Genomic DNA, 23695 nt, shown 5'->3' on the forward strand with positions numbered 1-23695 from the left:
CTTCATCGTGAGAGCTACTGCGATGCTTGTTGCGGGCCGAGCCGGATCGCGAGGAGCTGGCGCCGCAGCACCTTCCCGGTCGCGTTGCGCGGCAGCTTCGGCACGACCACGACCTCGCGCGGAACCTTGTGCCGCGCCAGCCGGGTGCGCACGAACTCGCGCAGCTCCCGCACGTCGATCCGCGCCCCCGCCACGGGCACCACGAAGGCGCGCAACCGTTGCCCGTACTCGGGATCCGGCACGCCGAGCACCGCCGCGTCGCGCACCCGGTAGTGCGTCATCAGCAGGTTCTCCACCTCGACCGGGTACACGTTCTCGCCGCCGGACACGATCATGTCGTCCTGGCGGCCGTCGAAGTACAGGCGTCCGCTCGGGTCGAAGTGGCCGAGGTCGCCGGTCGCGACCAGACCGTCGATGGTCTCCTTCGCCGAGCCGTCCGTGTACAGGTCCACGGTCAGCGAGCCGCGCACGAAGATCCGGCCCGTCACGAACGAGCGGGTGATCCGCGCACCGTGCTCGTCGTAGATCCGCACGATGCAGTTGTGCGGCGGCATGCCCACGCTCGACGGCGCGGCCTCCAGATCCTCCGGCGTGGCCACGGTGGCGACCGCGACCTCCGTGCTCCCGTACAGGTTGTAGAGCACCGGTCCGAGCACGGCCTGGGTGCGGTGCACGAGGTCCGTAGGGATCACGGCGCCGGAGCAGAACACCACGCGCAGGTGCGAGAGGTCGAACGAGTCGATGACGGACCGGTCCAGTTCCATGATCCGTTGCAGCATCGTCGGCACCAGCACGATCGTCGTGCAGCGCTGGCCCTGCACCGACCACAGCGTCTTGCGGGGGTCGAACCGGCGTTGCAGCACCGCGCGCGAGCCCAGCGACATGGCGAGCGTCAGGTGCGAGTAGCCGACCGAGTGGAAGATCGGGGCGGCGATGAACGTCGACTCGCCGGAGTGCATCGGGATGCGGTCGAGGAAGTCCGACGCGGTGAGCACCGACTTGATCTCACGCGGCGTTCCCTTCGGCACCCCGGTGGTCCCGGACGTCAGCTGGATGACCACACCGGGCTCGCGCGGCGGCTCCAGCTCTCCGCGCGGCGCCTTGGCCACCAGCTGGTCGAGTGTCGGGGTGCGCCGGTCCAGTCCGTCGCGCGACCACGCGAGCCAGCGCGGGATCGACGGCGGCAGCTGGTGGAACAGCGGGGTGAACTCCTCGTCGTGAATCACGAGCGACACGCGTTCACGTTGAAAGAGGTCCAGCAGGACCGGCGCGCCGAATCCGGTGTTCACCAGCAACACCCGCACGCCGAGCTTCGCGCACGCCAGCAGCGACTCGACCATTCCGCGGTGGTTGCGGCACATCAACGCGACGATGTGCGTGTGCTGCACCCCCAGCGAGCGCAAACCCTGCGCGATCGCGTTCGATCGCCGGTCGAGTTGTCTGTAGGTCACCGAACCGCGTTCGTCGACAACCGCGACACCGTCCGGATTCAGCCGGACGGAACGGCGCAGCGCCGTGACGTTCGGCCCCCAGATCTTGACCTCTTTCAGCGCCTGCAGGGACATCTTGAAGTTCGTGAGACTGACCATGCCCGCGGCGGACAAGACACGGAGTGAGTGCACCCGGCCCATGGCGTCGCGAAACACCTTGCGCAACCCTGGCATCAACAGCTCCTCGCGCTGCAAGTCCCCGAGGTATTCGGACGGTAACGGCCCGATTGCCTCCCGCCAAGTGTTGTTCCATGCGGAATTCGCATGACAACAGGACAATTGAACCTGTAAACGTTTTCATGTTGCCCGCTTCAGGCCTGCATCCTCCCGGACTGGTCCCGATGCGGGAGTCTGACCGGTCAGACCAAAAAGCCTCTGAGCAAGGACGCCGTTCCGTCGAGGTGCTCGGCCATCGCGAGCCGCGCCCCGGCCGGGTCTCCGTCCAAAATGGAGGCGATGATGCGTTCGTGCTGGGCGTTGGAGTGCGCGAGGTTCGGTTCGAGCAGCGGGATCGTGTCAAGCAGCTCGTTCACCCGCATTCTGGAGTCCGCCACGGCCGCGGTCAGCGACGCGGACCCGGTCGCTTCGGCGATCGCGAGGTGCAGCCGCGAGTCCTTGCGCCGGTACTCCCCCAGCGCCGCGTTCGACGCTTCTTCCAAACGAGTTCGCAGGCCACGGCGTTCGGCAGGCCCCAGCGAGCGACCGGCGGCCGTCTCCGCGGCACCTGTTTCCAGGACTTTCCGCAGCGTGAGCGCGTCGTGGATGTCGCCGAACTCCTTGCCGGGCGCGGACTTCGGGATCACGTCGTTGACGAACGTGCCGCCGTACCGGCCCCGGCGCGACTCGACGTAGTTGTTCTCCTGCAACGACCTGATGGCCTCGCGCACGGTCACCCGGCTCACGCCGAGCCGGGTGGCCAGGTCTCGTTCGGACGGCAGCCGCTCACCCGGCGCGACGACGCCGAGCCGGATGGCCTGCATGAGCCGTTCGACGGTCTCCTCGAAGGCGTTGCCCGCCCGCACGGGGCGGAACAACGCCTCCTGAGCATGCTCCATCATGATCTGCCGTTGATCTCTACAGCGGTGTCACATAGGCGCCGGCGATGCCACCGTCCACGAGGAAGTTCGACGCCGTCATGAACGACGAGTCGTCCGACGCCAGGAACGCGACCGCGGCGGCGATCTCCTCAGGTTCGGCGAACCGGCCGAGCGGTACGTGGACGAGGCGCCGGGCAGCTCGCTCCGGGTCCTTCGCGAACAGTTCCTGCAGCAACGGCGTGTTGACCGGCCCAGGGGAAAGCGCGTTCACACGGATGCCCTCTCGCGCGAACTGCACACCGAGCTCACGGGACATCGCGAGCACGCCGCCCTTCGACGCCGTGTAGGAGATCTGCGAAGTGGCCGCGCCCATCGTCGCCACGAACGAAGCCGTGTTGATGATGGAACCCTTGCCGTTCGCCTGCATGTGCGGAATCGCGTACTTGCAACACAAATAAACCGACGTGAGGTTCACCTTCTGCACGCGGTCCCACGCCTCGATGCCCGTGGTCAGGATCGAGTCGTCGTCGGGCGGCGAGATGCCGGCGTTGTTGAACGCGATGTCCAACTTGCCGTAGGTGTCCACAGTGGTCTGGAAAAGCGCTTTGACCTGTTCCTCGTCGGTCACGTCGACCTGGACGAACAGCCCGCCGACCTCGTCCGCGGCCGCCTTGCCGCTCGCGGGTTCGAGATCGGCGACGACGACCTTCGCGCCCTCGCTCGCAAACCTGCGCACGGTCGCGAGTCCGATGCCGCTAGCGCCACCCGTCACGACGGCCACGCGGCCCTCGAGTCGCTGCACCATCTGTTGTTCTCCTGTCAGGTAGCGATGAAGACGTTCTTGACTTCAGTGAACGAGTCGAGCGCATCGGGACCGAGCTCACGACCGAGCCCGGACTGCTTCACGCCACCGAACGGCGTCCAGTAGCGAACAGAAGAATGCGAGTTCACAGACAGGTTTCCTGCTTCGACGGCACGCGAGACCCGGATCGCGCGGCCGACGTCGTTCGTCCAGATCGAACCGGACAGCCCGTATTCCGAGTCGTTCGCGATCCGGATGGCGTCCGCTTCGTCCTGGAACGGCAGTACGACGACGACCGGTCCGAAGATCTCCTCGGTGACCGTCCGATCGCCAGGTTCAGGAGTGAGAACCGTCGGCGGGAACCAGAAGCCGGGTCCGTCCGGCGCGCTTCCCCGGAACGCGACCGGAGCGTCGTCTGGGACGTAAGACGCGACCTTGCTGAGGTGCGACGCGGTGATGAGCGGCCCCATCTCGGTCGCGTCGTCACCGGGCTCACCGACGACCACACCCTTGACGGCGGGCTCCAGCAGCTCCATGAACCGGTCGTAGACGCTCGCCTGGACGAGGATCCGCGAGCGCGCGCAGCAGTCCTGCCCGGCGTTGTCGAACACCCCGTACGGTGCCGTCGCGGCAGCCTTTTCGAGATCCGAGTCCGCGAAGACGATGTTCGCCGACTTGCCGCCGAGCTCCAGCGTCACCCGCTTCACCTGGTCCGCGCAGCCGGCCATGATCTGCTTGCCGACCTCGGTCGAGCCGGTGAAGACGACCTTGCGCACCAACGGATGCGTGACGAACCGGTTGCCGACGACCGATCCCTTGCCGGGCAGGACCTGGAACACGCCCTCCGGCAGACCGGCCTCCAGCGCGAGCTCGCCGAGGCGGATCGCCGTCAGAGGCGTGACCTCCGCGGGCTTCAGCACGACCGTGTTGCCGGCGGCCAGTGCGGGCGCGAACCCCCAACCGGCGATCGGCATCGGGAAGTTCCACGGCACGATCACGCCGACGACGCCGAGCGGTTCGTGGAACGTGACGTTCAGCCCGCCCGGAACCGGGATCTGCTTGCCGAACAACCGTTCCGGCGCGGCCGAGTAGTACTGCAGCACGTCCCGGACGTTGCCGGCCTCCCACCGCGCGTTGCCGATGGTGTGCCCGGAGTTCTCGACCTCCAGCCGGGCCAGTTCCTCGTTGTGCGCGTCGACGACCTCCGCGAACCTGCGCAGCAACCGGCCGCGATCACCGGGGGCGACGTTCCGCCAGCTCTCGAACGCCTGCTGCGCCCGGACGATCGCCGCGTCCGTCTCTTCGAGAGTGGTGTGCGGAACTGACCCCACCACCTTCTCGGTAGCCGGGTTGATGACGTCGAAGGTCACGCTTTTCTCCTTGCCACGTCCACGAGAGCTTCGAACAGCCTCAGGTCTTCGATGTCCTGCTCGGGGTGCGACTGCACGCCGACGACGAACCGCGCACCGTCGAGCTCGACGGCCTCGACCGTCCCGTCGGGCGCCTGTGCCGTGACCCGCAGCCCGTCCGCGATCCGGTCCAGCGACTGGTGGTGATGGCACTGGACATTGGTGTGGTCGCCGAGGATCGCGTGCAGCTTCGTGTCCGGCACCACCGCGATGTCGGTGCGCCCGAACACGCCAGGAGCCTCGTTGTGGCCCTCGATGTGCTGGTGCAGCGTGCCGCCCAGTGCCACGTTGAGCACCTGCATGCCCCGGCACACACCGAGCACCGGCAGGTCCAGCTTCAGCGCGGCCTCGACCAGAGCGAACTCGGAGTCGTCGCGGTCGCGTCGTGGCTCACCGGTCAGCTCGTGCGGCTCGGCGCCGTAGGTCGCGGGGTCGATGTCCGCGCCGCCCGCGATCACCAGCGCGTCCAGGAACCCGATCGTCTCGGCAGTCCACGTGCCGACCGGCGGCAGCATGACGGGGTTGCCGCCCGCCTGCACCACGCAGTCGAGGTAGCCGCGGTGGAGCACGGCGGCTTCCACGTCCCAGAGCCCGAAACGCGTGCGTTCCAGATAGGTGCTGATCCCGATGAGGGGTTTAGAGACGCTCAAAGCAGCGCACCTTCTCCCAGTCCGTGATCGCCGCCTCGAAGGCCTCCAGCTCGACCTTCGCCGCGTTCAGGTAGTGGTCGACGACCTCCTTGCCGAACGCCTCCCGCGCGATCTCGCTGGCCGCGAAGAGATCCGCTGCCTCACGCAGCGTCGTCGGCACGGTCGGCCGGTCCGAGGCGTAGGCGTTGCCGACGAACTCGTCCTCCAGCGCCAGCTTCTGCTCCACCCCGTGCAGGCCCGCCGCGATCAGCGCCGCGACCGCCAGGTACGGGTTCACGTCACCGCCCGGCACCCGGTTCTCGAACCGCAGCGACTGCCCGTGCCCGACGACCCGCAGCGCGCACGTGCGGTTGTCGCGGCCCCACGCGACCGCGGTCGGCGCGAACGAGCCCTTCACGAAACGCTTGTAGGAGTTGATGTTCGGCGCGAGGAAGTAGGTGAGCTCCCGCAGTGCCGCGAGCTGCCCGGCGAGGAAGTGCTTCATCAGCTCGGACATGCCCTGGCCCTCGGCGAACACCGGCTCGCCTTCCTTGGAGCGCACCGAGAGGTGGATGTGGCAGGAGTTGCCCTCGCGTTCGTTGTACTTCGCCATGAACGTGAGCGACTTGCCCTGCTGTGCCGCGATCTCCTTCGAGCCGTTCTTGTAGATGGCGTGCTGGTCGCACGTCCGCAGCGCCGTCGTGTAGCGGAAGGCGATCTCGTGCTGGCCGGGGTTGCACTCGCCCTTGGCCGACTCCACCACCATTCCCGCGCCGGTCATGCCGTTGCGGATGGCCCGCAGCAACGGCTCGACGCGCGCGGTGCCGAGCAACGAGTAGTCGACGTTGTACTGGTTGGAGGGTGTGAGCCCGCGGTAACCGGAGTTGAAGGCCTGCTCGTAAGAATCTTCGAAGATGATGAACTCGAGCTCCGTGCCGACGTACGCCTCCAGGCCGAGGGCCGCGAGCCGGTCGAGCTGCTTGCGCAGGATCTGCCGCGGCGAGGCGACGACCGGGTCGCCGTTCTCCCAGACGAGGTCGCACATGATGAGCGCGGTGCCCTCCTGCCACGGGACGCGCCGCAGCGTCGCGACGTCCGGCTTCATCACGAAGTCGCCGTACCCGCGGTCCCAGCTCGACATCTCGAAGCCGCTGACCGGGTTCATCTCGACGTCGACCGCGAGCAGGTAGTTGCAGCCCTCCGCGGAGTGCCCGAGAACCTCGTCGAGGAAGTACTGGGCAGCGCAGCGCTTGCCCTGCAGGCGGCCCTGCATGTCCACGATCGCGACCAGGACGGTGTCGATCTCACCGGTGTCCACGGCCGCGCGCAACTCCTCGACGGTCAGCATCCCGACGGTCCTCCAAAGGTATGTCTGCGAGCCATTGGCTGCACCATCTTGACACCACCGGGTGACTAGCGCCACCCTCAGCCACCGTCTAAAGGACTGGACGGAGTCCAAATGAGGAGGACCCCGATGAGTCACGAAGCAGACAGTCCGCCCACCGCGCCCCGGTCAGCCGACGAGCAGCGGCTGCACGAGCTCGGCTACGCCCAGGAGCTCTCCCGGACCATGTCCGGGTTCTCCAACTTCGCCGTGTCGTTCACGATCATCTCGATCCTGTCCGGGTGCCTGACCCTCTACGGGTTCGGCATGAACACCGGTGGTCCCGCGCTCATCGTGTGGGGCTGGCCGTTCGTCGGCCTGATGACCCTGATCGTCGGTCTCGCGATGGCGGAGGTCTGCTCCAGCTTCCCGACGGCGGGCGGTCTGTACTACTGGGCGGCGAAGCTCGCGCCGAGCAACGGCGCCGCCTGGTCGTGGTTCACCGGCTGGTTCAACTTCCTCGGCCAGGTCGCGGTGACCGCGGGCATCGACTTCGGTGCCGCGTTCTTCATCAACGCGTTCCTGGATCTCCAGTTCGGTTATGCCGCAACGCCTCCGCACACGATCCTGATCTTCGGCGTGGTGCTGGTGCTGCACGGCCTGCTGAACACGTTCGGCGTCAAGCTCGTCGCGCTGCTGAACGACATCAGCGTGTGGTGGCACATCGTCGGCGTGCTCGTGATCGTCGGCGCGCTGGTGTTCCTGCCGTCGGAGCACCAGTCCGCCTCGTTCGTCTTCACCCACTTCGTCAACAACACCGGCTGGTCGTCGGCGTTCTACGTCGGCCTGCTCGGGCTTCTGCTGGCGCAGTACACCTTCACGGGTTACGACGCCTCGGCGCACATGACCGAGGAGACGCACGACGCGGCTCGCAGCGGCCCGCGCGGCATCGTGATGTCGATCGTCGTGTCGCTGATCGCCGGCTGGGTGCTGCTGGTCGGCATCACGTTCGCGATCAAGGACTACGACGGAGCGCTGACCAGCTCGACCGGCGTCCCCCCGGCACAGATCTTCATCGACGCTTTGGGTGCGACGGGCGGCAAGCTGTTGCTGCTCATCGCGATCGGCGCGCAGCTGTTCTGCGGCATGTCCTCGGTGACCGCGAACTCGCGCATGATCTACGCCTTCTCCCGCGACGGCGCACTGCCGGCGTCCCGCGTGTGGCACAAGATCAACAAGCGCACCCGGACACCCACCAACGCGATCTGGCTCGCGGCGGGCGGTGCGTTCGTGCTCGGCCTGCCGTACCTGTGGAACGCGACTGCGTACGCGGCTGTCACGTCGATCGCGGTGATCGGGCTCTACATCGCTTACGTGCTGCCGACTTTGCTGCGGTTGCTGCAGGGTGACCGGTTCCAGCGCGGACCGTGGCACCTCGGTCGCTGGAGCCGGCCGATCGGTGTCGTGGCGGTGGCCTGGGTCGTCTTCATCACCGTGCTGTTCATGCTGCCCCAGGCGAGTCCGGTGACGGCGAAGACCTTCAACTACACGCCGATCGCGGTGCTGGTTGTGCTCGGGTTCGCGGGCATCTGGTGGCTGGTCTCCGCGCGGAAGTGGTTCAAGGGCCCCAAGGTCCAGGGCACTCCGGAGGAGCTGGCCGCGATCGAACGGGATCTCGACTCCGTCTGAGTACTGTCGGGAGAATGCCACGCGCTTTGATCCTCGGCGGCACGGGCCTCATCGGCCGTGCCGCCGCTCGGCGTCTGCGGTCGAGCGGCTGGACCGTCGAAGCCCCCGGCCGTGAGGTGGACCGCGAGGACCCGGCGGCCATCGCCCGCGCGCTGGGCGACGGAGCCGACCTCCTCGTCGACTGCCTCTGCTACACCGCCGCGCACGCCCGCACGCTGCTTCCGCTGAGGCGCAACGCGACCTCGACCGTGATGATCTCCGCCAAAGCCGTGTACGCGGACAGCGAGGGCAGGCACGTCAACTCCGACGAGCCGCCGCGGTTCGCCGGACCGGTCGCCGAGGACCAGCCGACCGTGGCACCGGGCGACGGCGACTACCAGACCCGCGAGGGCTACGGCGCCAACAAGGTCGCGGCCGAACACGTGCTGCTGGACAGCGGCCTGCCGATCACCGTGCTACGACCGTCCAAAGTGCACGGAGAAGGCAACAAACGCCCGCTGGAGTGGTACTTCGTCCAGCGCATCCTCGCGAAGCACCCGGTCGTGCTGCTGGCGAGCAGGGGCGAGGGCGCCGACCACCCGTCCGCCACGGCCAACATCGCCGCGCTCATCGAGACCGTCGCCGGGAAGCCCGGCACCCGCGTCCTCAACGCCGCCGACCCGGACGCCCCGAACGGCCTGGAGATCTCCCGGATCATCGCGCGGGCTCTCGGGCACGAGTGGCGGGAAGTCCTGCTCGACCACGACAAGCTCGGCCGCCACCCGTGGCACCGCGTCCCGCCGTTCGTCCTCGACACGAGCGCCGCCACCGCGCTCGGACACGTACCGGCGGGCGACTACGCCACCACGGTCGGACCGGTCGTAGCGGCCCTCGCCGGGCGGCCTGCACCGTCCGCAGATGCCACCCGAACCGCCGCGCGCTGACCGCGATCGAGCAGGAACGCGGCTCGATCCAGGAGTCGTCCGTCTCATTTGCTCGTGAGGGCCTGGTTATCGCGTGTCGATTAGCTCTCGTCACGGCGGCGGAACGGCCGCCGTGACGAGAGGAAACCGATGAGGAAGTTCATTGCCGCGGTGGCGGTTCTGGCCACCACGTTCGGCCTGGGGACCGCCCCAGCGTCGGCTGGCACCAACGGCCAGCAGATCAGGCTCTGCCCGAGGTGGGGCACGGGCAACCAGATGCAGGGCGGCACCGCCTACATCGCGGGCATCAACGAGCACGGCCTCAGCGTGAGCGGCTGGTTCGGCATGAACGCGCTCGACGGGCAGTGCTGGACGGACGCCAGAGGCTGGTGGTGGAAGTACAACGTCACCGTCGACTTCTGGAGCAACACGGGCGCCTACCTGGGCCGGTCGTACGACTACGTGCCGGAGTACAGCACCAGGACCGACTGGTACGACGTCGTGAACCCGTGACGGGACGCGTGGTTCCGCGACGCTGGAGCCAGCCCTGGTGGATCTAAGCCGGCAGGTGTGCCGCAACAGTGACGCTGGGAGGCGACGGTCACGAACCCGAAGCTGACCGTCGAGCGAACGATCATCAGAGCCTACGAGCTGAGCTGATCGTCGCTGGTGGGGCCCGCCGGGCACGGGCCCCACCCCACTTCGAGCCGTTCGTGGCAGGATCGGGCGCGTGAGTGACATTCAACGTGTGGGAGTCGTCGGTTCCGGCCTCATGGGCTCCGGAATCGCCGAGGTGAGCGCCCGCGCCGGCCTCGACGTCATCGTCGCCGAGGTCAACGCGAGCGCGTCCGAGGCAGCCAAGGCGCGGATCGCGTCGTCGCTGGCCAGGGGCGTCAAGGCGGGCAAGCTGAGCGAGGAGGACCGGGACGCGTCGATCGCGCGCATCCGGTTCACGACCGACATCGGCGAGTTCGCCGACCGGCAGTTCGTGGTCGAGGCGGTCGCCGAGAACGAGCAGATCAAGACCGAGGTCTTCACCGCGCTCGACAAGGTCGTGAAGGACGAGGACGCCATCTTCGCGTCCAACACGTCGTCCATCCCGATCATGAAGCTGGGCATGGCCACCGGCCGCCCCGAGCAGGTCATCGGCGTGCACTTCTTCAACCCGGTGCCGGTGCTGAAGCTGGTCGAGATCGTGCCGTCGCTGCTGACCGGCGCCACCACCCAGGTCCGCGCGGAGGCCTTCGTGCGCGCCACCCTGGGCAAGGAGGTCATCCGCTCGCAGGACCGCGCCGGTTTCGTGGTCAACGCGCTGCTGATCCCCTACCTGCTCTCGTCGATCCGCATGCTGGAGTCCGGCTTCGCCTCGGCGGACGACATCGACAACGGCATGGTGCTCGGCTGCGCCCACCCGATGGGTCCGCTGCGCCTCACCGACCTGATCGGCCTCGACACCACGAAGGCCATCGCCGAGTCGATGTACGACGAGTTCAAGGAGCCGCTGTACTCGCCGCCGCCGCTGCTGCTGCGCATGGTGGACGCGGGCCTGCTGGGCAAGAAGTCGGGCCGCGGGTTCCACAACTACGCGAAGTGACTTGAGACCCGCCGCCGGACCTGCACGGCGAGTTCGGCGGCGGCGTCCCTGAGCAGCTCGGTGAACGCCTCGACGTGCGGATGTGCTCGTCCGACGACCGCCGTGGCGCGCACCGCCTCGGGGTGATCGACGCGGACCACCGCGACCGACGGCGGCAGCGCGGGCACGACCAGGCCCGGCACGATCGTGACGCCCAGCCCGGCCGCGACCAGGCCCAGTTTCGCGACCCAGTCCCGTGCCACGTAAGCGATCTCCGGCTCCTCGACCCACGTGCCCAGCAGCGTCGTGCCCGGCTCGGAGCTCCCCGCGATCCACCGCTGGTTCTTCAGCTCCTTCACGGTGACCGCGGTCTGCCCGGCGAACGGGTGCCCGAGCCCGGTCGCGACGAACAGCGGGTCCTCCGGCAACGGCGTCATCTCGACTTCCCCGGACGGCACCCCGGTCACCACCGCGAGGTCGAGCCGCCCGCGCTGCACGGCCTTGACCAGGCCAGGACTCAGCCCTTCCCGCACCGTCACCCGCGTCGGCCCTGCTGCCGCGATCGCGGTGGGCACCAGCACCGCCATGGCCGTGGAGAAGGCGCCGACCCGCAGCCGCGTGGCCGGGCGTTCCTTCAGGTCCTGCAGGTGCTGCTGGGCGGCGCCGAGCTCACCGAGCACCGCCTCGGCGTGCCTCACGACGACCTGCCCCGCTTCGGTCAGCCGCACCCCGCGCGCCTGCCGTTCGAACAACGCCTGCCCCGCCGCCTGCTCCATGAGCGCGATCTGCCGCGACACGGCCGACTGCGTGTACCCCAGCCTCTCGGCCGCCGTGGAGAACGACCCGTGCCTGGCCGCTTCCCGCACCACCCGCAGCCCGACGACCGTGAACTCACCCATGCTTCATTGTGATACCACACATGCAAGACAGTCGTTTGTCGCATAGCTCTGGCGCTCCTAGCGTTGCCCCCATGGGAGCAGCCGAGAACAAGAAGCAGATCCAGGAAGTCTTCGAGCAGATGGCGCGGGGCAACGCCGCCGCGCTGAGCGAGGCGATGGCGGACGACTTCCACTGGGTGTTCCCCGGCGGCTGGTCGTGGTCGGGCAGCTGGGGCCCGAAGCCCAGGGCGCTCAGCGGGTTGCTGCGGCCGTTGATGGCGCAGTTCACCGACTACCGCTGCGAAGCCGACTTCGTCCTGGCCGACGGGGACCGCGTGGTCGTCCAGGCACGGGGCCACGGCACGACGACGAGCGGCGAGCAGTACGAGCAGACTTACTGCTTCATCCTGCGCATGGCCGACGGCAAGATCGCCGAGCTCGTCGAGCACTGCGACACGGCCCTCGTGGAACGCGTGCTGGACCGACCCGCGGCCTGAGCCGGTCGTGCTTGTATTGATCACATGCCTGGGGGTGCGAACGACTACGACCGGCTGGCCGAGGCCTACACCGAGTCGAACGAGACCGACATTCAGAACGCCTACTACGAGCGGCCCGCGATGCTGGCACTCGCCGGGGACGTCACCGGCCGCCGAATCCTGGACGCGGGATGCGGATCCGGTCCGCTGCTCGCCGCGTTGCGCGGGCGTGGCGCCGTCGTGAGCGGCTTCGACCTGAGCGCCGGCATGCTGGCCCTGGCTCGCCGCCGCGTTCCGGGCGCCGACCTGCGCGTCGCCGACCTGGCCGAACCACTCCCCTACGCCGACGCCGCGTTCGACGACGTCATCGCCTCACTCGTCCTGCACTACCTGGGTGATTGGGGCCCGGCGCTCGCCGAACTGCACCGCGTCCTCAAGCCGGGTGGCCGGCTGCTGATCTCGATCGACCACCCGTTCGCCATGCACATGATCCACCGCGCGGAAGGCCGCCGGACCAACTACTTCGAGACCTACAACTACACCGAGACCTGGGACCACACCGGCGAACCGGTCGAGATGTCGTTCTGGAACCGGCCGCTGCACGCCATGACGGACGCCTTCACCGCGGCCGGCTTCACAATCACCACGATCAGCGAGCCGCTGCCGGTACCGGAGGCGCGCGAGCTGTTCCCCGAGGACTACCGCGCCCTCACCACGAGCCCGAGCTTCCTGTTCTTCGTGCTGTCCGCAGCCCTCACCGCGCCGCCGCATTGAGCGCCAGCCAGCTGAGCAGCACGGTCTCGACGAAGGTCGGGCACAGCTCGGCCAGCGCGCTCTCATCTCCCGTCGGCTTGGCGAGCCCGTAGCAGCCCAGCTTCCGCGCGGTGGCCACCATCTTCACCAGGTCGGCAGAAGCCTTCACGATCCACGGACGATCCGGGAACTGCTCCTTCATCCTCGTTGCGACCTTGCCGGCGTGCAGCGGCTCAGGTCGGCCGGACAAGTCGAGAGGGCGATGGAGAACGCGGCCGACGAATCGAGCGACGCGGCGGACGACGTCGTGGTCGGCACCGCAGAGGAAGACACAGAGAAGACGCCGCACGAGACGAGCAGCAGGCACAACGCCACCACGAGACGCGTCATGCGCGGCACGGTGACACCGGACGCTTACCCGGCGCTGAACCAGCGCTCAGACAGCGGCTTCGAGCCGGTTCATCGAATGCTGGATCAACCCGACCAGCACGGTCTTCGAGGAGTCGCGCTCCCTCGCGTCGCAGAGCATCACGGGGATCGCGTCGTCGAGGTCCAGCGCGTGCCGCACCTCGTCCACCGTGTACGGCTGCGCCCCGTCGAAGCAGTTCACCGCGACCACGAACGGGATCCCGCGGTGCTCGAAGAAGTCGATCGACGGGAACGACGAGTCGAGCCGCCGCGTGTCCACCAGCACGACCGCGCCGATCGCACCGGTCGCGAGCTCGTCCCACATGAACCAGAACCGGTTCTGGCCCGGCGTTCCGAACAGGTACAGCACCACCTTGGTGTTGATGGTGATGCGCCCGAAGTCCAGGGCGACGGTGGTGGTGTCCTTGCCCTCGATGCCGGCGAGGTCGTCGACGTGCACACCGGCCTCGGTGAGCAGTTCCTCGGTCCGGAGGGGCTCGATCTCGGAGACCGACGCGACCATGGTGGTCTTGCCGGTGCCGAACCCGCCCGCGATGACGATCTTGACCGCGGTCGGCACGGTCAGCTGGTCGTCAGATCCCACGAACACCATCCAGTACGGCCTGCAGGAGATCCCGGTCGGGAATCTGGGGGGAGGAGTTCTGCACGAGCACGTCACCGCGCTCGATGAGGTCCGACAGCAGGACCTTCACCACCACGAGCGGCACGTCGAGGTACGCGGCCACCTCGGCGACGGACAACGGGCGCAGACACAGGGCCATGATCTCGCGATGCTCGACCGTCAGCGACGTCTGGTCGGACGCAACCGAGGAGGCACGGACCTGCGTCACCAGGTGCAGATCAGGCGCGTTCGGCCGGGTGCGGCCGCGCACCATGGCGTACGGCCGCACGAGCGGCCCCGCGGCCTCGTCGTACCACCAGTCCTCCCGCGCGGTCATCAGCGCGACTCTCGTGCTGTGGGCACGGTCGCCTGTTCTGCGCGCGGAGCCGACGAGAGGTAGGTGCCCACCCGCTTGACCAGCATGTTCATCTCGTAGGCGATCATGCCCATGTCGGCGTCTTCCTCGCCCAGCACGGCCAGACAAGCGCCATGCCCGGCAGCCGTCACGAACAGGTACGCGTGCTCCATCTCCACGATGGTCTGCCGCACCGCGCCGCCACCGAAGTGCCGTCCGGTGCCGCGCGCCAGGGACTGGAACGCCGACGCCATCGCGGACAGGTGCTCGGAGTCGTCGCGGGACAGCCCGGCGCTGCGGCCGAGCAGGAGTCCGTCCGCCGACAGCACGACCGCGTGACGGGCGCCGACCACGCGCTGGATGAGGTCCTCCAGCAACCAGTTCAGTTCACCGTGCTGGCTGGTGTTGTCCTTCATGACGAGGGGGCTCCTTCTGATCTCCAGTCGTCGGTCAGCCGGGCGTCACGGGTGCCGCGCTGGAACGCGGCGAGCCCGTCTCGGGTCCGCTCGGCCGACCTTTCGCCGGTCACCGGCTCGGCGTGGGGTACTTCCTCCGAGGACTGCATGAGCTGCGGCGCGAGGTTCTGCCGCTTCTTCCTGCGGGGAAGGGGAGCCTTCCCGTCCGGCAGAGGAGGAGGTGCCTGGGTCTTTGGTTCGTCCACCGATGCATCTGATTCGGAAACGGCTGAGAGGGCCCCTGAGTTCATCGAGGCGTTCAGCGCCGCCTGCACCTCGGGGGCGAGCGTCACCGGGAAGCTCGGGTGTTCCTCGACGTGGCCGTGGTGGTGGTCGTGGAACGACCGCACCGGCATCTGCGTGGTCTCGGTGATGTCGCCGGCCTGGCTGTGCGGGGCGACGATGTTCGGCGGCAGCACGCACAACGCGACCGTGCCGCCGTACGGCGAGTCGCGCAGCTCCACCTTGATGCCCCTGCGCGCGGCGAGCCTGGCGACGACGAACAGGCCCAGCCGGGACTCGCCCCGGAACGCCATCGTCTCGAAGTCGGGCGGGTTGGAGAGCTTCGCGTTGGCCTGGAGGCGTTCCTCCTGCGTCATGCCGAGCCCGTGGTCCTCGATCTCGATCACGATCCCGTGCGGCACGGCACTGGAGTGGACGATCACCTCGGAGCGCGGCGACGAGAACGCCGTCGCATTGTCGACGAGCTCCGCGAGCAGGTGGATGGTGTCGGCGACGGCCACGCCCACCAGCGCGCGGTCGGGCACCGGGTTGACCCTGACTCGGACGTACTGCTCGGTCTCGGCGACCGCGGACCGGATGACGTCGCTCAGCCGCACCGGCTTGCGCCACTGCCTGCCCGGCTGCTCACCGGCGAGGATGATCAGGTTCTCGGCGTTGCGGCGGGCGCGGGTCGCCAGGTGGTCCAGCTGGAAGAGCGAGTCGAGCTGCTCGGGGTGCTCCTCCTCGCGTTCCAGCTTGTCGAGGATCTTGAGCTGCCGGTGCACGAGGCCCTGGTTGCGGTGCGCGATGTCGAGGAAGACCCGGTTCACGCCCTCACGGGCCTGCGTCTCCTTCACCGCCGCCGCGACGGCCGTGTACTGGGCGGTGTTGAACGCGTCGGCGACCTGGCCGATCTCGTCGTTGCCGTAGTCGAGCGGTGGCATGTCGCGGTGCACGTCGACCTGCTCGCCACCCCGCAGGCGCGCCACGATGTGCGGCAGCCGTTCCTGCGCCAGCCGCAGCGTGTCTTCCCGGAGTGACGCGAGCCGCGTGACCAGTGCGCGAGACACGAGCCGGTTCGAGATGCGCAACGCCAGCACGATGCCGACGACGACCGCGAGCAACGCGATCAGGCTCCCGATCAGCACGGCGGTGAACCGGCTGTTGGCCTTGGCGAGGCCGAGGTCGGCACCGTCCTGCGCCTGCTGGGCCGCGATCTGCGCGAGCTTCTCGTGCACCGGGCCGGCCGCCCCGCGCCACTGCTGCTCGGTGACGCTCGCGTCGCCGTTGATGATCTTGCTCTCGAGGTCCAGCAACGTCCGGTACTCGGAGCTGGTCCGCAGCGCGTCGTACTGCGCGCGCGGCTGCTCCAGCGCGAAGGGGATCGTGGCGTCGACGGCCGAGTGGTAGGCGCCGACGAGCCGGACGAACTCCACCCGTTCGGCCGGCGTGAACTTGCCGTTGAGCAGCCCGCGCGAGCCGATGGTGGCACCGCGGGACATCCAGTCGGCCGCCTGGAAGATCGTCACGGCCTGGACGTTGGCCTGGCCGGCCTCGGCGTCGGGCACGAGCCGCGCCTGGTGGCCGAAGAGCGAGACGCCCGCGTCCATGAGGCCGTTGTAGTAGTCGTAGACCGCCTGCGGGTTCGCGGCGCCGGCCTCGACCCCCGCGCGCTGCTGCGGCAGCTCGTTCAAAGCGGATTCGAGCGCCTTGATCCGGTCGGCGACTTCTTGCGGTGAGTTGTCCTGAAGTTCCGTGAACGCGTCTTTCATCTTGCGCAGCGACTCGTCGGTCTTGCCCTGCTGGGCCTCCAACGCCGCCTTGTCCACACCGGGCGCCTTGCTCAGCAGCACGAGGCTCAGCTGGCGTTCCTGCTGCAGGCCCGCGAACGCCTCCGCTGACGGAATCGCCGATTGACGCACGCTCAACGCGATGGACCGCATGTAGAAACCGTCAAAAACCGTGTAACTGGAGAAAACGGCCCACATGACCAGCAGGACGACGCTGGGTACGACGACCACTCCGGCCAGTCGCGACCGAATCGTCCGGTAGTTGGTCGGTGTGTAACCGCTCTTCTCGTTCACAGCGCTCTCACGGTCTCCTGTGTCCCACGGCTAGCGCTGCGGGCAACCCGAGTCACTCCTTCGGCTGCAATACGGTAACAAGCAGAGATCATCGTTACCCAATGACAGCGATCACACGCAGTACGCGGTTGGCAGGCTACCCAGTCGAGTGAGCGGTGCAACACCCGGTCCGGGGGTTCTTGGCATGTAGGAACCCCCGGACGGGCTAGTTCTCGTGCACTTTTGCCTATGGGCGGTCGACCGCGACCACGGTGTAGGTCGTGTCGGGGGTCGGTGGTGTGCTGAAGCGAGCATTCGGCAGGTAGAGGCGTTTGCCGAACGCGGCGACCGTCGTGGGAACGTCGAACCGCGCATCCGTGCGTTCCGCGGCCAGCGTGGCGCCATCGCGACTCAACGTGTAGCGCGCGACTTTGTTCAGCCGGTTTTGCACCACGTACAACTGCCGTCCCTCACGCAACAGACCGTCACCATTGGTGAGTACTTGACCGTGCAAATTAACGTTCGTGGTTTTGCCGGACCGCGGGTCGATCCGGAACAGCTGACCGGTGTTGCTCTGCACGGCCAGCAGCCCGCCGTCGAGCCCGGTGACGATGCCGTTGAGGTTGGTCGCGCCGGGCGTCACGACGAGGTCGCCGGTCAGCGCCAGGGTCCGGTGCGGCTTGAGGTTCAGCGGCACCTCGTACAGCGCCGCCTTGCGCGAGTCGGTGAACCACGCCGACTTCTCCGTCAGCACGACGTCGTTGACGAACGTGTCCGCGGTCGCGAACTGGAACTTCGCCAGCAACGCGCCCGTGCGGGTGTCGTAGACCCGTCCGTCGCCGCCGGTACCACCCGAGACCCACAGCCTCTTGCGGCTGTCGACCTTCATGCCGAGCGACGGCGTGCCCGGCCCCTTGGCGAGCACCGCGCCCTTACCGGTGCGCAGGTCCGCCGCGTAGATCGACCCGTCGGCCCGCGACCCGAAGTAGGCCGTGGTGCCGCTGATCGCGATGCCTTCCGGTTGCCACCCGTTCGGCAGGGAGAACTCCGTTGGGAACTGCTCGTGTGACGCGTCTGCGGTGGCCGGCGCCGCGGCGGTGAGCGTGACGCCCAGGACAGCCGCGAACAGGACACCGAATCTGCGGTACATGCCGCCTCCTAATCGGATTGGGTGCGCCCTCGATCCTTCTCCAGCCGGCGGCGGAACCGGAGTTTTCTCAGGAATCCGACATCTCTACAGGTGAGGGGCCGAGCCACGTGGTCAGGGCGGCGCGGAGACCATCAGTCGCACCGAACCCGACCCACGCGACATGGCCGTCCGGGCGGACCAGCGCGGCCATCGGCTGGTCCGGGAACGCGACCGGCCGCGCGGTCACGACCTTGACCCGGTCGCCCCACGCAACGGCGACCCCGGCGGCGCCCGAGTCCACGTCGAGCAGCACCGCCCGTCCGTCGCGGAACCACCCGGCCATCGTGGTGCCGTCGTCGAGCGCCAGGTCGGGCACGCGGCGGCCGACGAGCGGGTGGTCGCCCGGCAGGTCGTAGTGCTGCCAGCCGCCGCCGATCTTCGACACCACGTGGGTCGCGCCGTCGGGGGTGTCGAGCAGGTCGGCCATCACCTCGCGCAACGCATCCGCACGCGAGCCACGAGCCGTGCTCAACGCGGTCTGCGCCATGCTCCACTTCTGCACCCACGCGCCGATGGGGTGGCGCTCGGCCGTGTAGGTGTCGAGCAGCGAGTCCGGTGCCACGCCGCGCGCCACCAGGGCGAGCTTCCACCCGAGGTTGGCCGCGTCGCCGAGCCCCAGGTTCATGCCCTGTCCACCCGCCGGCGAGTGCACGTGCGCCGCGTCCCCGCACAACAGCACGCGGCCGCGCCGGTAGGTGGTGGCCTGCCGGGTCGTGTCGGCGTAGCGGGTGGCGACGTGCACGCGGGTGACCGTCACGTCGGTGCCGCTGACCCGGCGCAGGCTGGCCTGCATCTCCTCCGCCGTGACGGGCGCGTCGCGGTCGCCGGGCGGCTCGTACTCGACGGTGTGCACCCGCGGCGGCCCACCGCCGTCCGCCCAGCCACCCAGCGTGTAGGCGCCGTACTGCGCCGACCGCCAGGACCGGGGCTTCGAGGCGGGGCTGGACCGCGTGCTGGCCGGGCTGGCCGCTCACCTGCCAGGTGAGCACTAAAGCTCAGCGGCCGCCTCGGCGATGAGCTCCAGCGACTCTCCCTCGCCCAGCGCCAACTGCCGCAACCGGGCGAACCGCTGCGCGCACAGCTCGCACAACGACGGGTCCTCGACGTATTCGCCCTTGATGAACGTCTCGAAGTAGACGACGTCGTTGTGCTGGCGATGTGGAAAACCCAGCAACGTGAACGGTGAGCCCATCGCCGGGTAGGCACCCGCCCCGCGCGGCACGATCCGCAGGCTCACCGACGGCTGCTCGCTCAGTTCCATCAGGTGCAGCAGCTGCGCCTTCATCACCCTCGGCCCACCGACCACCTGCCCCAGCACGGCCTCGGGGAACACCGCCTCCACGGTCAGCGGATCCTTGTCGCGCAGCCGGGACGACCACGACTCCCGCACCCGCGCGTGCACCACGCCCCGATCCGGATCGCCGGCGCGGCTCACCGCGTTCGTGTAGTCCGCGAGCTGGAACACGACAGGCACGAGGTCGGTCGTGAACGTCCGCAACGACGTCGCCTCGAACACCAGGTGCGCGAAGTCCCCGGCCGGGTCGAACAATTCGGGCCCGCGCGGCCCGGTCCGGAGGCGTTCGGCGTGCTCCGCCTGCAGCACCACGGTCTGCCAGTCCACGGCGGGCACGCGGTAGACGTAGCCCAGCGCCATGATGTCCACGGGAGCCGAGGGCTGCACCGCGTTCTCCATGGTCGACAGTTTCGCGCTGCTGAACCCCACTCGCATGCCCGCCTCGGTGAGGCTGAACCCCCGCTCATTGCGCCATGTGGCCAGGCTTCGACCAATCGCGCGCTCAAGCGTCGTGGCACGGAAATCCTTCGGCATGCGCCAAAGGATAAGACGAATTCACCGGCGTCTTTGCGAGACCCATGTGGACAACCCTTCAGGCCCCCCAATCGGGTCTTCTGGCCCTCACCTGCGGTTTCAGCGGCAGTAAAGGTCGTTCACACCGTATGGAACGTGTCATCATCTTCGCCATACGCACGGACAGATGGACACGCACGACGCCCATAGATGATTCTGATATTTGGACCGGATGCCGAGTTGAGACTCAGATGGTGCCGCGCTGCCCGATCGACGCGCTAATGTAAAAGGACCTGCCCCGGTTGCCGCCGGGACAGGTCGAGGGGTGAAGCAACCTTTAGACGGGTACTGCTGACGATCCCCACTTGAAGGAGCCCGTGCGGCACTCTGAGTCGAGCGCATGGGCCGCGGGCTCGCCCGCGTGCTCGGTAGCCGCCGTAGCCTGCGCGCTACCGGGCACTCCTGCGGCCACCGCCGCTACTAGTACTGCGCTGCATAGCAGCCTTCTCATTAGCACATGCTGATCTTGCCAAAGCGGGTTGTGACGTACGTCGCGGGGTAGCGCAACGCGACAACCCCTTGTTGGCGCAACACGTTCGGCCAACCATCTCGACCCGATCGTCTGGCGTTCCGGTCATCACGCCATCGGAAGAACACCCTCAGTACATGATCGGCCGATCGAGTGACGTTATTCCACGCCGCTCTCGAACCAGGTCGCCGACTGCTCCATTCGTGAAGTCGGCAGGACTGGACCGCTCGACGCCACCTGCTCGTCGAGCTGGGCCGCCACCGAATGCGCCCGGTCGTCGCCGATGTCCCGATAGGCCCGGTAGGCCTCCTCGAGGTGCTCGGTCGACAGGTCGTGCTCGCCGGCCTTCCAGTTCAGCTGGGCGAGCAGGTCGTGCGACCGCGCCTCCAGCTCCCTGTCGTGCCCCGTGCTGAGCTCCAGCGCCTCGGTCGCGTAGACCAGCGCCCGGTCCGGGTCGTCGTGATCCCGGGCGATCACCGACAGGAGCAGTCGCGCACTCGCCAGCCCGGGCTGGAAGTGGGCCTGGGCATAGCGCGCCAGTGCCTCGTGACAGTTCGTCCGCGCGGAGAAGTCGTCACCGCTCTCCCGGGCCAGCTCGGCGAGCGCGACCAGCGTGTCCGCTTCGCCCTTGTAGTCGCCGATGCGCTGACGGATGAGGCGGGCCTGGACGAGGTGGACCGCGGCCTCGGCGAACCTGCCGCCCTCCCGGCAGGCCAGGCCCATGCGGAAGTGGATCCCGCTCTCGGTGTCCGCGAACCCGTCCGCGAGGACGAGCGCCTCCCGCAGCAACTCCAGCACTTTCGGCACGTTGTGGGCGCCGCGCAGGCAGTCGGCCTTGTTGCGCAGCAGGACGGCCAGCGCCTCCGGGTCGTCGTGGTCGCCGAAGAGCCGCTGCGCCCGGTCGAGCAGGCGTTCGGCCATCGAGTAGTCGCGCAGCTTGCCGTACACGTACGCCAAGTTGGTGACCGTCTGCGCCTCCCCCACCAGGTGACCGTCGACGCGCGCGGCCTCGGCGGCGGCGGTCATCATCGCCACCACCTCCTGGTAGTGGCCGTACCTGACAACGAGCTCACCTGCCCCGTTGGCGATCCTCCAGACGTAACCCGGTTGCCGCGAGGCGCGCTGCAGCACACCGACGATGCTCGCCTTGGAGCCGGCGATCCAGCGCGCGACCTCGTCCTCGTCCGCGAACTCGCCCGGCCGCACACCTTCAGGCAGCGGCAGCATCGGCACGCCGTCGCGGAACCCGAACACCTTGCGGTCCGCGTTGTTGGCGGTGTGGAGGTACCAGCCCAGCAGCCGGGTCATCGCCGCGTCCTGCTCCTCCTGCGGCTCGTCGTGCGCGACGCGGTCGGCGGCGTACTCGCGCAGCAGGTCGTGCATCCGGTAGCGGTCACCGTCCACTGTGTCCACAAGTCGCTTCCACACCAGCGAGTCCGCGAGCACGCGGGCCTCGTCGATCGGCAGGCCCGCTAGCGCCGCGACCACGGGCAGCGGGATCTCGTGCGACGGATGCAGCCCGAACAGCCGGAACAGATGTGCCTGCGCGGGTGTCAGCGCGCGGTAGGAACGTTCGAACAGGACACGGATACCGTTGTCCTGCAACGACAACAGCGTTCGGCTGTCCGTCAGCGAGTCGAGCAGGTCGGCGAGCGACCTGTCCGGCTGCGCGGCGACCTGCTCGCCGATCAGCTGCATCACCAACGGCATGCCGCCGGTCCGTTCGGCGAGACGTGCGACGACGTCCGGTGCGGCGACGGCGCGGTCGCCGAGGCGTCCGGTGAGCCAGGCCGCGATCTCCTCGCAAGCCAGTGGCAGCACGGTGAACGCGCGTGCGTGGTGTTGCAGCACCAGAGAGCTCATCCTCGCCCGGCTCACCACGAGCACGACCGACGTCGACAACGCGGGCAACAGCGGTTCCACGCCGTCGACGTCGTCGAGGAGGACGAGCATTCGCCTGGTGGCCAGCAGCTCGCGCAGCCGGGCGATGCGCGCGGACACGGACGGGATCGCCTCGATCGACACGCCGAACGCCACGAGCAGGTCCGCGACCACCTCCGAGCCGTCGGCGTGCGAGGCGAACCAGCAGCCGTCGGGGAAGCGCTGGTGCACGCGATGCGCCCAATGCACCGCGAGCGCGGTCTTGCCCATGCCCGGCTGACCGTCGAGGCAGATCAACTTGGGCACCGGGCGGGACGGCACGAGAGCGTCCAAATCCGATAACAGGTTCTCCCGTCCGACGAATACGTCCACGTCGTGCGGCAAATAGCGCGGGCCAGGACTCCGGACCGGCGTGGACTGTTCGTGCCGGACGCGCAACCGTTCGTGCAACGCGTTCAGCTCCGCCTCGGAACCGTCGCCGATCTCGTTCACGATCCGGCGCCGGATCCGCACCAGACAGCTCAACGCCTCGTGCGCCCTGCCCAGTCCGTACAACGCGGTCAGCCGGTGCTTGGCGAGCAGGATTTCCAGATCGAGTTCTGGCGGGATTTCGTCGAGGTGGTCGAGCATTCGCGCGAAGTCGCCGAGCTTGCCGAGTCCGTAGAGCAACGCGTGCGAGGCGGTCAGGTAGTAACTGCGCACGAGGTGGTCGCGCCGGCGCGCGGCCAGTTCGCTGTCGAGGTCCGCCAGCGGTTCGTCGCCCCACAGCTCCAGCGCCTGCTCGACCAGCGCGCACGCGGCCTGGTGGTCGGTGCCGCCGATGGCGCGGGCGCGGTCCACGAGCTTGCGGAACACGTGCAGGTCGATCAGGGCGCGGTCGACGTCGAGGCGGTAGGAACGTTCCTCGTTGCGCAACGTGAACCGCACGCCGGTGCGTTGCAATGCGGCGCGGATGCTCGTAATGGCCGTGTGGACGGTCGCGTGCAGATTGGCCGGACGGCGTTCCGGCCACACCCAATCCGCGATGGAGTTCACCGAAATCGCGTTGCCGGCGTTCAGCAACAGCACCGCGAGTACCGCGCGGGCCTTGGGTTTGCCCCAGTCCGCGACGAACTCACCGTCGACGCGCACGCGCGTTCGGCCGAGTATGCGAAAAGCGATCTCCATCGGTGCCACCCCTCCCCGGGCGCACGACTCCCGAC

The 23695-nt window shown here is 68.4% G+C and carries 23 protein-coding genes; 6 read left to right on the top strand and 17 right to left on the bottom strand.

What is annotated here, in order from left to right; translation table 11 throughout:
* Positions 1-14 precede the first annotated feature (14 nt).
* From ABZX92_RS19350 to ABZX92_RS19375, 6 genes are all read right to left on the bottom strand, one after another.
* Positions 15-1664 (bottom strand): AMP-binding protein, encoded by a 1650-nt coding sequence (locus ABZX92_RS19350; protein WP_355560867.1) that lies wholly within the window; start codon positions 1662-1664, stop codon positions 15-17.
* Positions 1665-1849: 185 nt separating this feature from the next.
* Positions 1850-2545, bottom strand: coding sequence for a GntR family transcriptional regulator (locus ABZX92_RS19355; RefSeq protein ID WP_355560870.1), 696 nt, complete (start codon positions 2543-2545; stop codon positions 1850-1852).
* A 19-nt stretch (positions 2546-2564) separates the two neighbouring features.
* Positions 2565-3332 (bottom strand): 3-oxoacyl-ACP reductase, encoded by a 768-nt coding sequence (locus ABZX92_RS19360; RefSeq protein WP_355560873.1) that lies wholly within the window; start codon positions 3330-3332, stop codon positions 2565-2567.
* Positions 3333-3346: 14 nt separating this feature from the next.
* Positions 3347-4699 (bottom strand): aldehyde dehydrogenase family protein, encoded by a 1353-nt coding sequence (locus ABZX92_RS19365; RefSeq protein ID WP_355560876.1) that lies wholly within the window; start codon positions 4697-4699, stop codon positions 3347-3349.
* Positions 4696-5388 (bottom strand): gamma-glutamyl-gamma-aminobutyrate hydrolase family protein, encoded by a 693-nt coding sequence (locus ABZX92_RS19370; RefSeq protein ID WP_355560878.1) that lies wholly within the window; start codon positions 5386-5388, stop codon positions 4696-4698. The genes ABZX92_RS19365 and ABZX92_RS19370 overlap by 4 nt, the downstream gene beginning before the upstream one ends.
* On the bottom strand, positions 5375-6715 hold the full coding sequence (locus tag ABZX92_RS19375; protein ID WP_355560881.1) for a glutamine synthetase family protein: 1341 nt from the start codon (positions 6713-6715) through the stop codon (positions 5375-5377). Before ABZX92_RS19375 ends, ABZX92_RS19370 begins: the two co-directional genes overlap by 14 nt.
* 126 nt (positions 6716-6841) lie before the next feature.
* Between ABZX92_RS19375 and ABZX92_RS19380 the strand changes: the two genes are divergently transcribed.
* The 4 genes from ABZX92_RS19380 to ABZX92_RS19395 all read left to right on the top strand — a co-directional run bounded on the left by ABZX92_RS19380 (position 6842) and on the right by ABZX92_RS19395 (position 10876).
* The gene (locus ABZX92_RS19380; protein WP_355560884.1) at positions 6842-8380 is read left to right on the top strand and encodes an amino acid permease; all 1539 of its coding nucleotides are present in this window, start codon (positions 6842-6844) and stop codon (positions 8378-8380) included.
* 14 nt (positions 8381-8394) lie between these two features.
* Complete coding sequence (locus ABZX92_RS19385; RefSeq protein WP_355560886.1) at positions 8395-9303, top strand: NAD-dependent epimerase/dehydratase family protein; 909 nt, start codon at positions 8395-8397, stop codon at positions 9301-9303.
* 129 nt (positions 9304-9432) lie between these two features.
* Entirely contained in the window at positions 9433-9795 is a 363-nt protein-coding gene (locus ABZX92_RS19390) for a hypothetical protein (protein WP_355560889.1), read from the top strand.
* Positions 9796-10012: 217 nt separating this feature from the next.
* Positions 10013-10876 (top strand): 3-hydroxybutyryl-CoA dehydrogenase, encoded by an 864-nt coding sequence (locus ABZX92_RS19395; RefSeq protein WP_355560892.1) that lies wholly within the window; start codon positions 10013-10015, stop codon positions 10874-10876.
* On the opposite strand, the gene ABZX92_RS19400 is transcribed toward ABZX92_RS19395, so the two are convergent.
* Complete coding sequence (locus tag ABZX92_RS19400) at positions 10864-11754, bottom strand: LysR family transcriptional regulator (protein WP_355560895.1); 891 nt, start codon at positions 11752-11754, stop codon at positions 10864-10866. The two genes, ABZX92_RS19395 and ABZX92_RS19400, sit on opposite strands and share 13 nt — an antisense overlap.
* Positions 11755-11825: 71 nt before the next feature.
* Between ABZX92_RS19400 and ABZX92_RS19405 the strand changes: the two genes are divergently transcribed.
* Together ABZX92_RS19405 and ABZX92_RS19410 are read left to right on the top strand one after the other, a co-directional pair.
* A complete protein-coding gene (locus tag ABZX92_RS19405; protein ID WP_355560898.1) occupies positions 11826-12230 on the top strand; it encodes a nuclear transport factor 2 family protein in 405 nt (134 codons plus the stop codon).
* A gap of 24 nt (positions 12231-12254) precedes the next feature.
* Positions 12255-12983, top strand: coding sequence for a class I SAM-dependent methyltransferase (locus ABZX92_RS19410; protein WP_355560901.1), 729 nt, complete (start codon positions 12255-12257; stop codon positions 12981-12983).
* On the opposite strand, the gene ABZX92_RS19415 is transcribed toward ABZX92_RS19410, so the two are convergent.
* From ABZX92_RS19415 to ABZX92_RS19460, 10 genes are all read right to left on the bottom strand, one after another.
* Positions 12964-13164: a hypothetical protein gene (locus ABZX92_RS19415; protein WP_355560904.1), complete on the bottom strand. Its 201-nt coding sequence runs from the start codon at positions 13162-13164 to the stop codon at positions 12964-12966. The genes ABZX92_RS19410 and ABZX92_RS19415 overlap by 20 nt on opposite strands.
* Positions 13161-13352 carry a hypothetical protein gene (locus ABZX92_RS19420; RefSeq protein ID WP_355560906.1) on the bottom strand — a complete coding sequence of 64 codons (192 nt, stop codon included), beginning with the start codon at positions 13350-13352 and terminating at the stop codon, positions 13161-13163. Before ABZX92_RS19420 ends, ABZX92_RS19415 begins: the two co-directional genes overlap by 4 nt.
* A 46-nt stretch (positions 13353-13398) precedes the next feature.
* Entirely contained in the window at positions 13399-13983 is a 585-nt protein-coding gene (locus ABZX92_RS19425; protein ID WP_355560909.1) for an ATP/GTP-binding protein, read from the bottom strand.
* On the bottom strand, positions 13964-14329 hold the full coding sequence (locus ABZX92_RS19430; protein ID WP_355560912.1) for a DUF742 domain-containing protein: 366 nt from the start codon (positions 14327-14329) through the stop codon (positions 13964-13966). Before ABZX92_RS19430 ends, ABZX92_RS19425 begins: the two co-directional genes overlap by 20 nt.
* Positions 14329-14763 carry a roadblock/LC7 domain-containing protein gene (locus tag ABZX92_RS19435; RefSeq protein ID WP_045312938.1) on the bottom strand — a complete coding sequence of 145 codons (435 nt, stop codon included), beginning with the start codon at positions 14761-14763 and terminating at the stop codon, positions 14329-14331. Before ABZX92_RS19435 ends, ABZX92_RS19430 begins: the two co-directional genes overlap by 1 nt.
* Complete coding sequence (locus tag ABZX92_RS19440) at positions 14760-17108, bottom strand: nitrate- and nitrite sensing domain-containing protein (protein ID WP_355560915.1); 2349 nt, start codon at positions 17106-17108, stop codon at positions 14760-14762. The genes ABZX92_RS19435 and ABZX92_RS19440 overlap by 4 nt, the downstream gene beginning before the upstream one ends.
* A 226-nt stretch (positions 17109-17334) precedes the next feature.
* Positions 17335-18237, bottom strand: coding sequence for a superoxide dismutase (locus ABZX92_RS19445; RefSeq protein ID WP_355560918.1), 903 nt, complete (start codon positions 18235-18237; stop codon positions 17335-17337).
* A gap of 67 nt (positions 18238-18304) precedes the next feature.
* Entirely contained in the window at positions 18305-19129 is an 825-nt protein-coding gene (locus ABZX92_RS19450; protein ID WP_355560921.1) for an FAD-dependent monooxygenase, read from the bottom strand.
* A gap of 135 nt (positions 19130-19264) precedes the next feature.
* Positions 19265-20104, bottom strand: coding sequence for a helix-turn-helix transcriptional regulator (locus tag ABZX92_RS19455; protein WP_355560924.1), 840 nt, complete (start codon positions 20102-20104; stop codon positions 19265-19267).
* 667 nt (positions 20105-20771) lie between these two features.
* On the bottom strand, positions 20772-23660 hold the full coding sequence (locus ABZX92_RS19460) for a BTAD domain-containing putative transcriptional regulator (RefSeq protein ID WP_355560926.1): 2889 nt from the start codon (positions 23658-23660) through the stop codon (positions 20772-20774).
* Positions 23661-23695 lie beyond the last annotated feature (35 nt).

The organism is Lentzea sp. NPDC006480 (assembly GCF_040611995.1).
Taxonomy (GTDB): Bacteria; Actinomycetota; Actinomycetes; order Mycobacteriales; family Pseudonocardiaceae; genus Lentzea.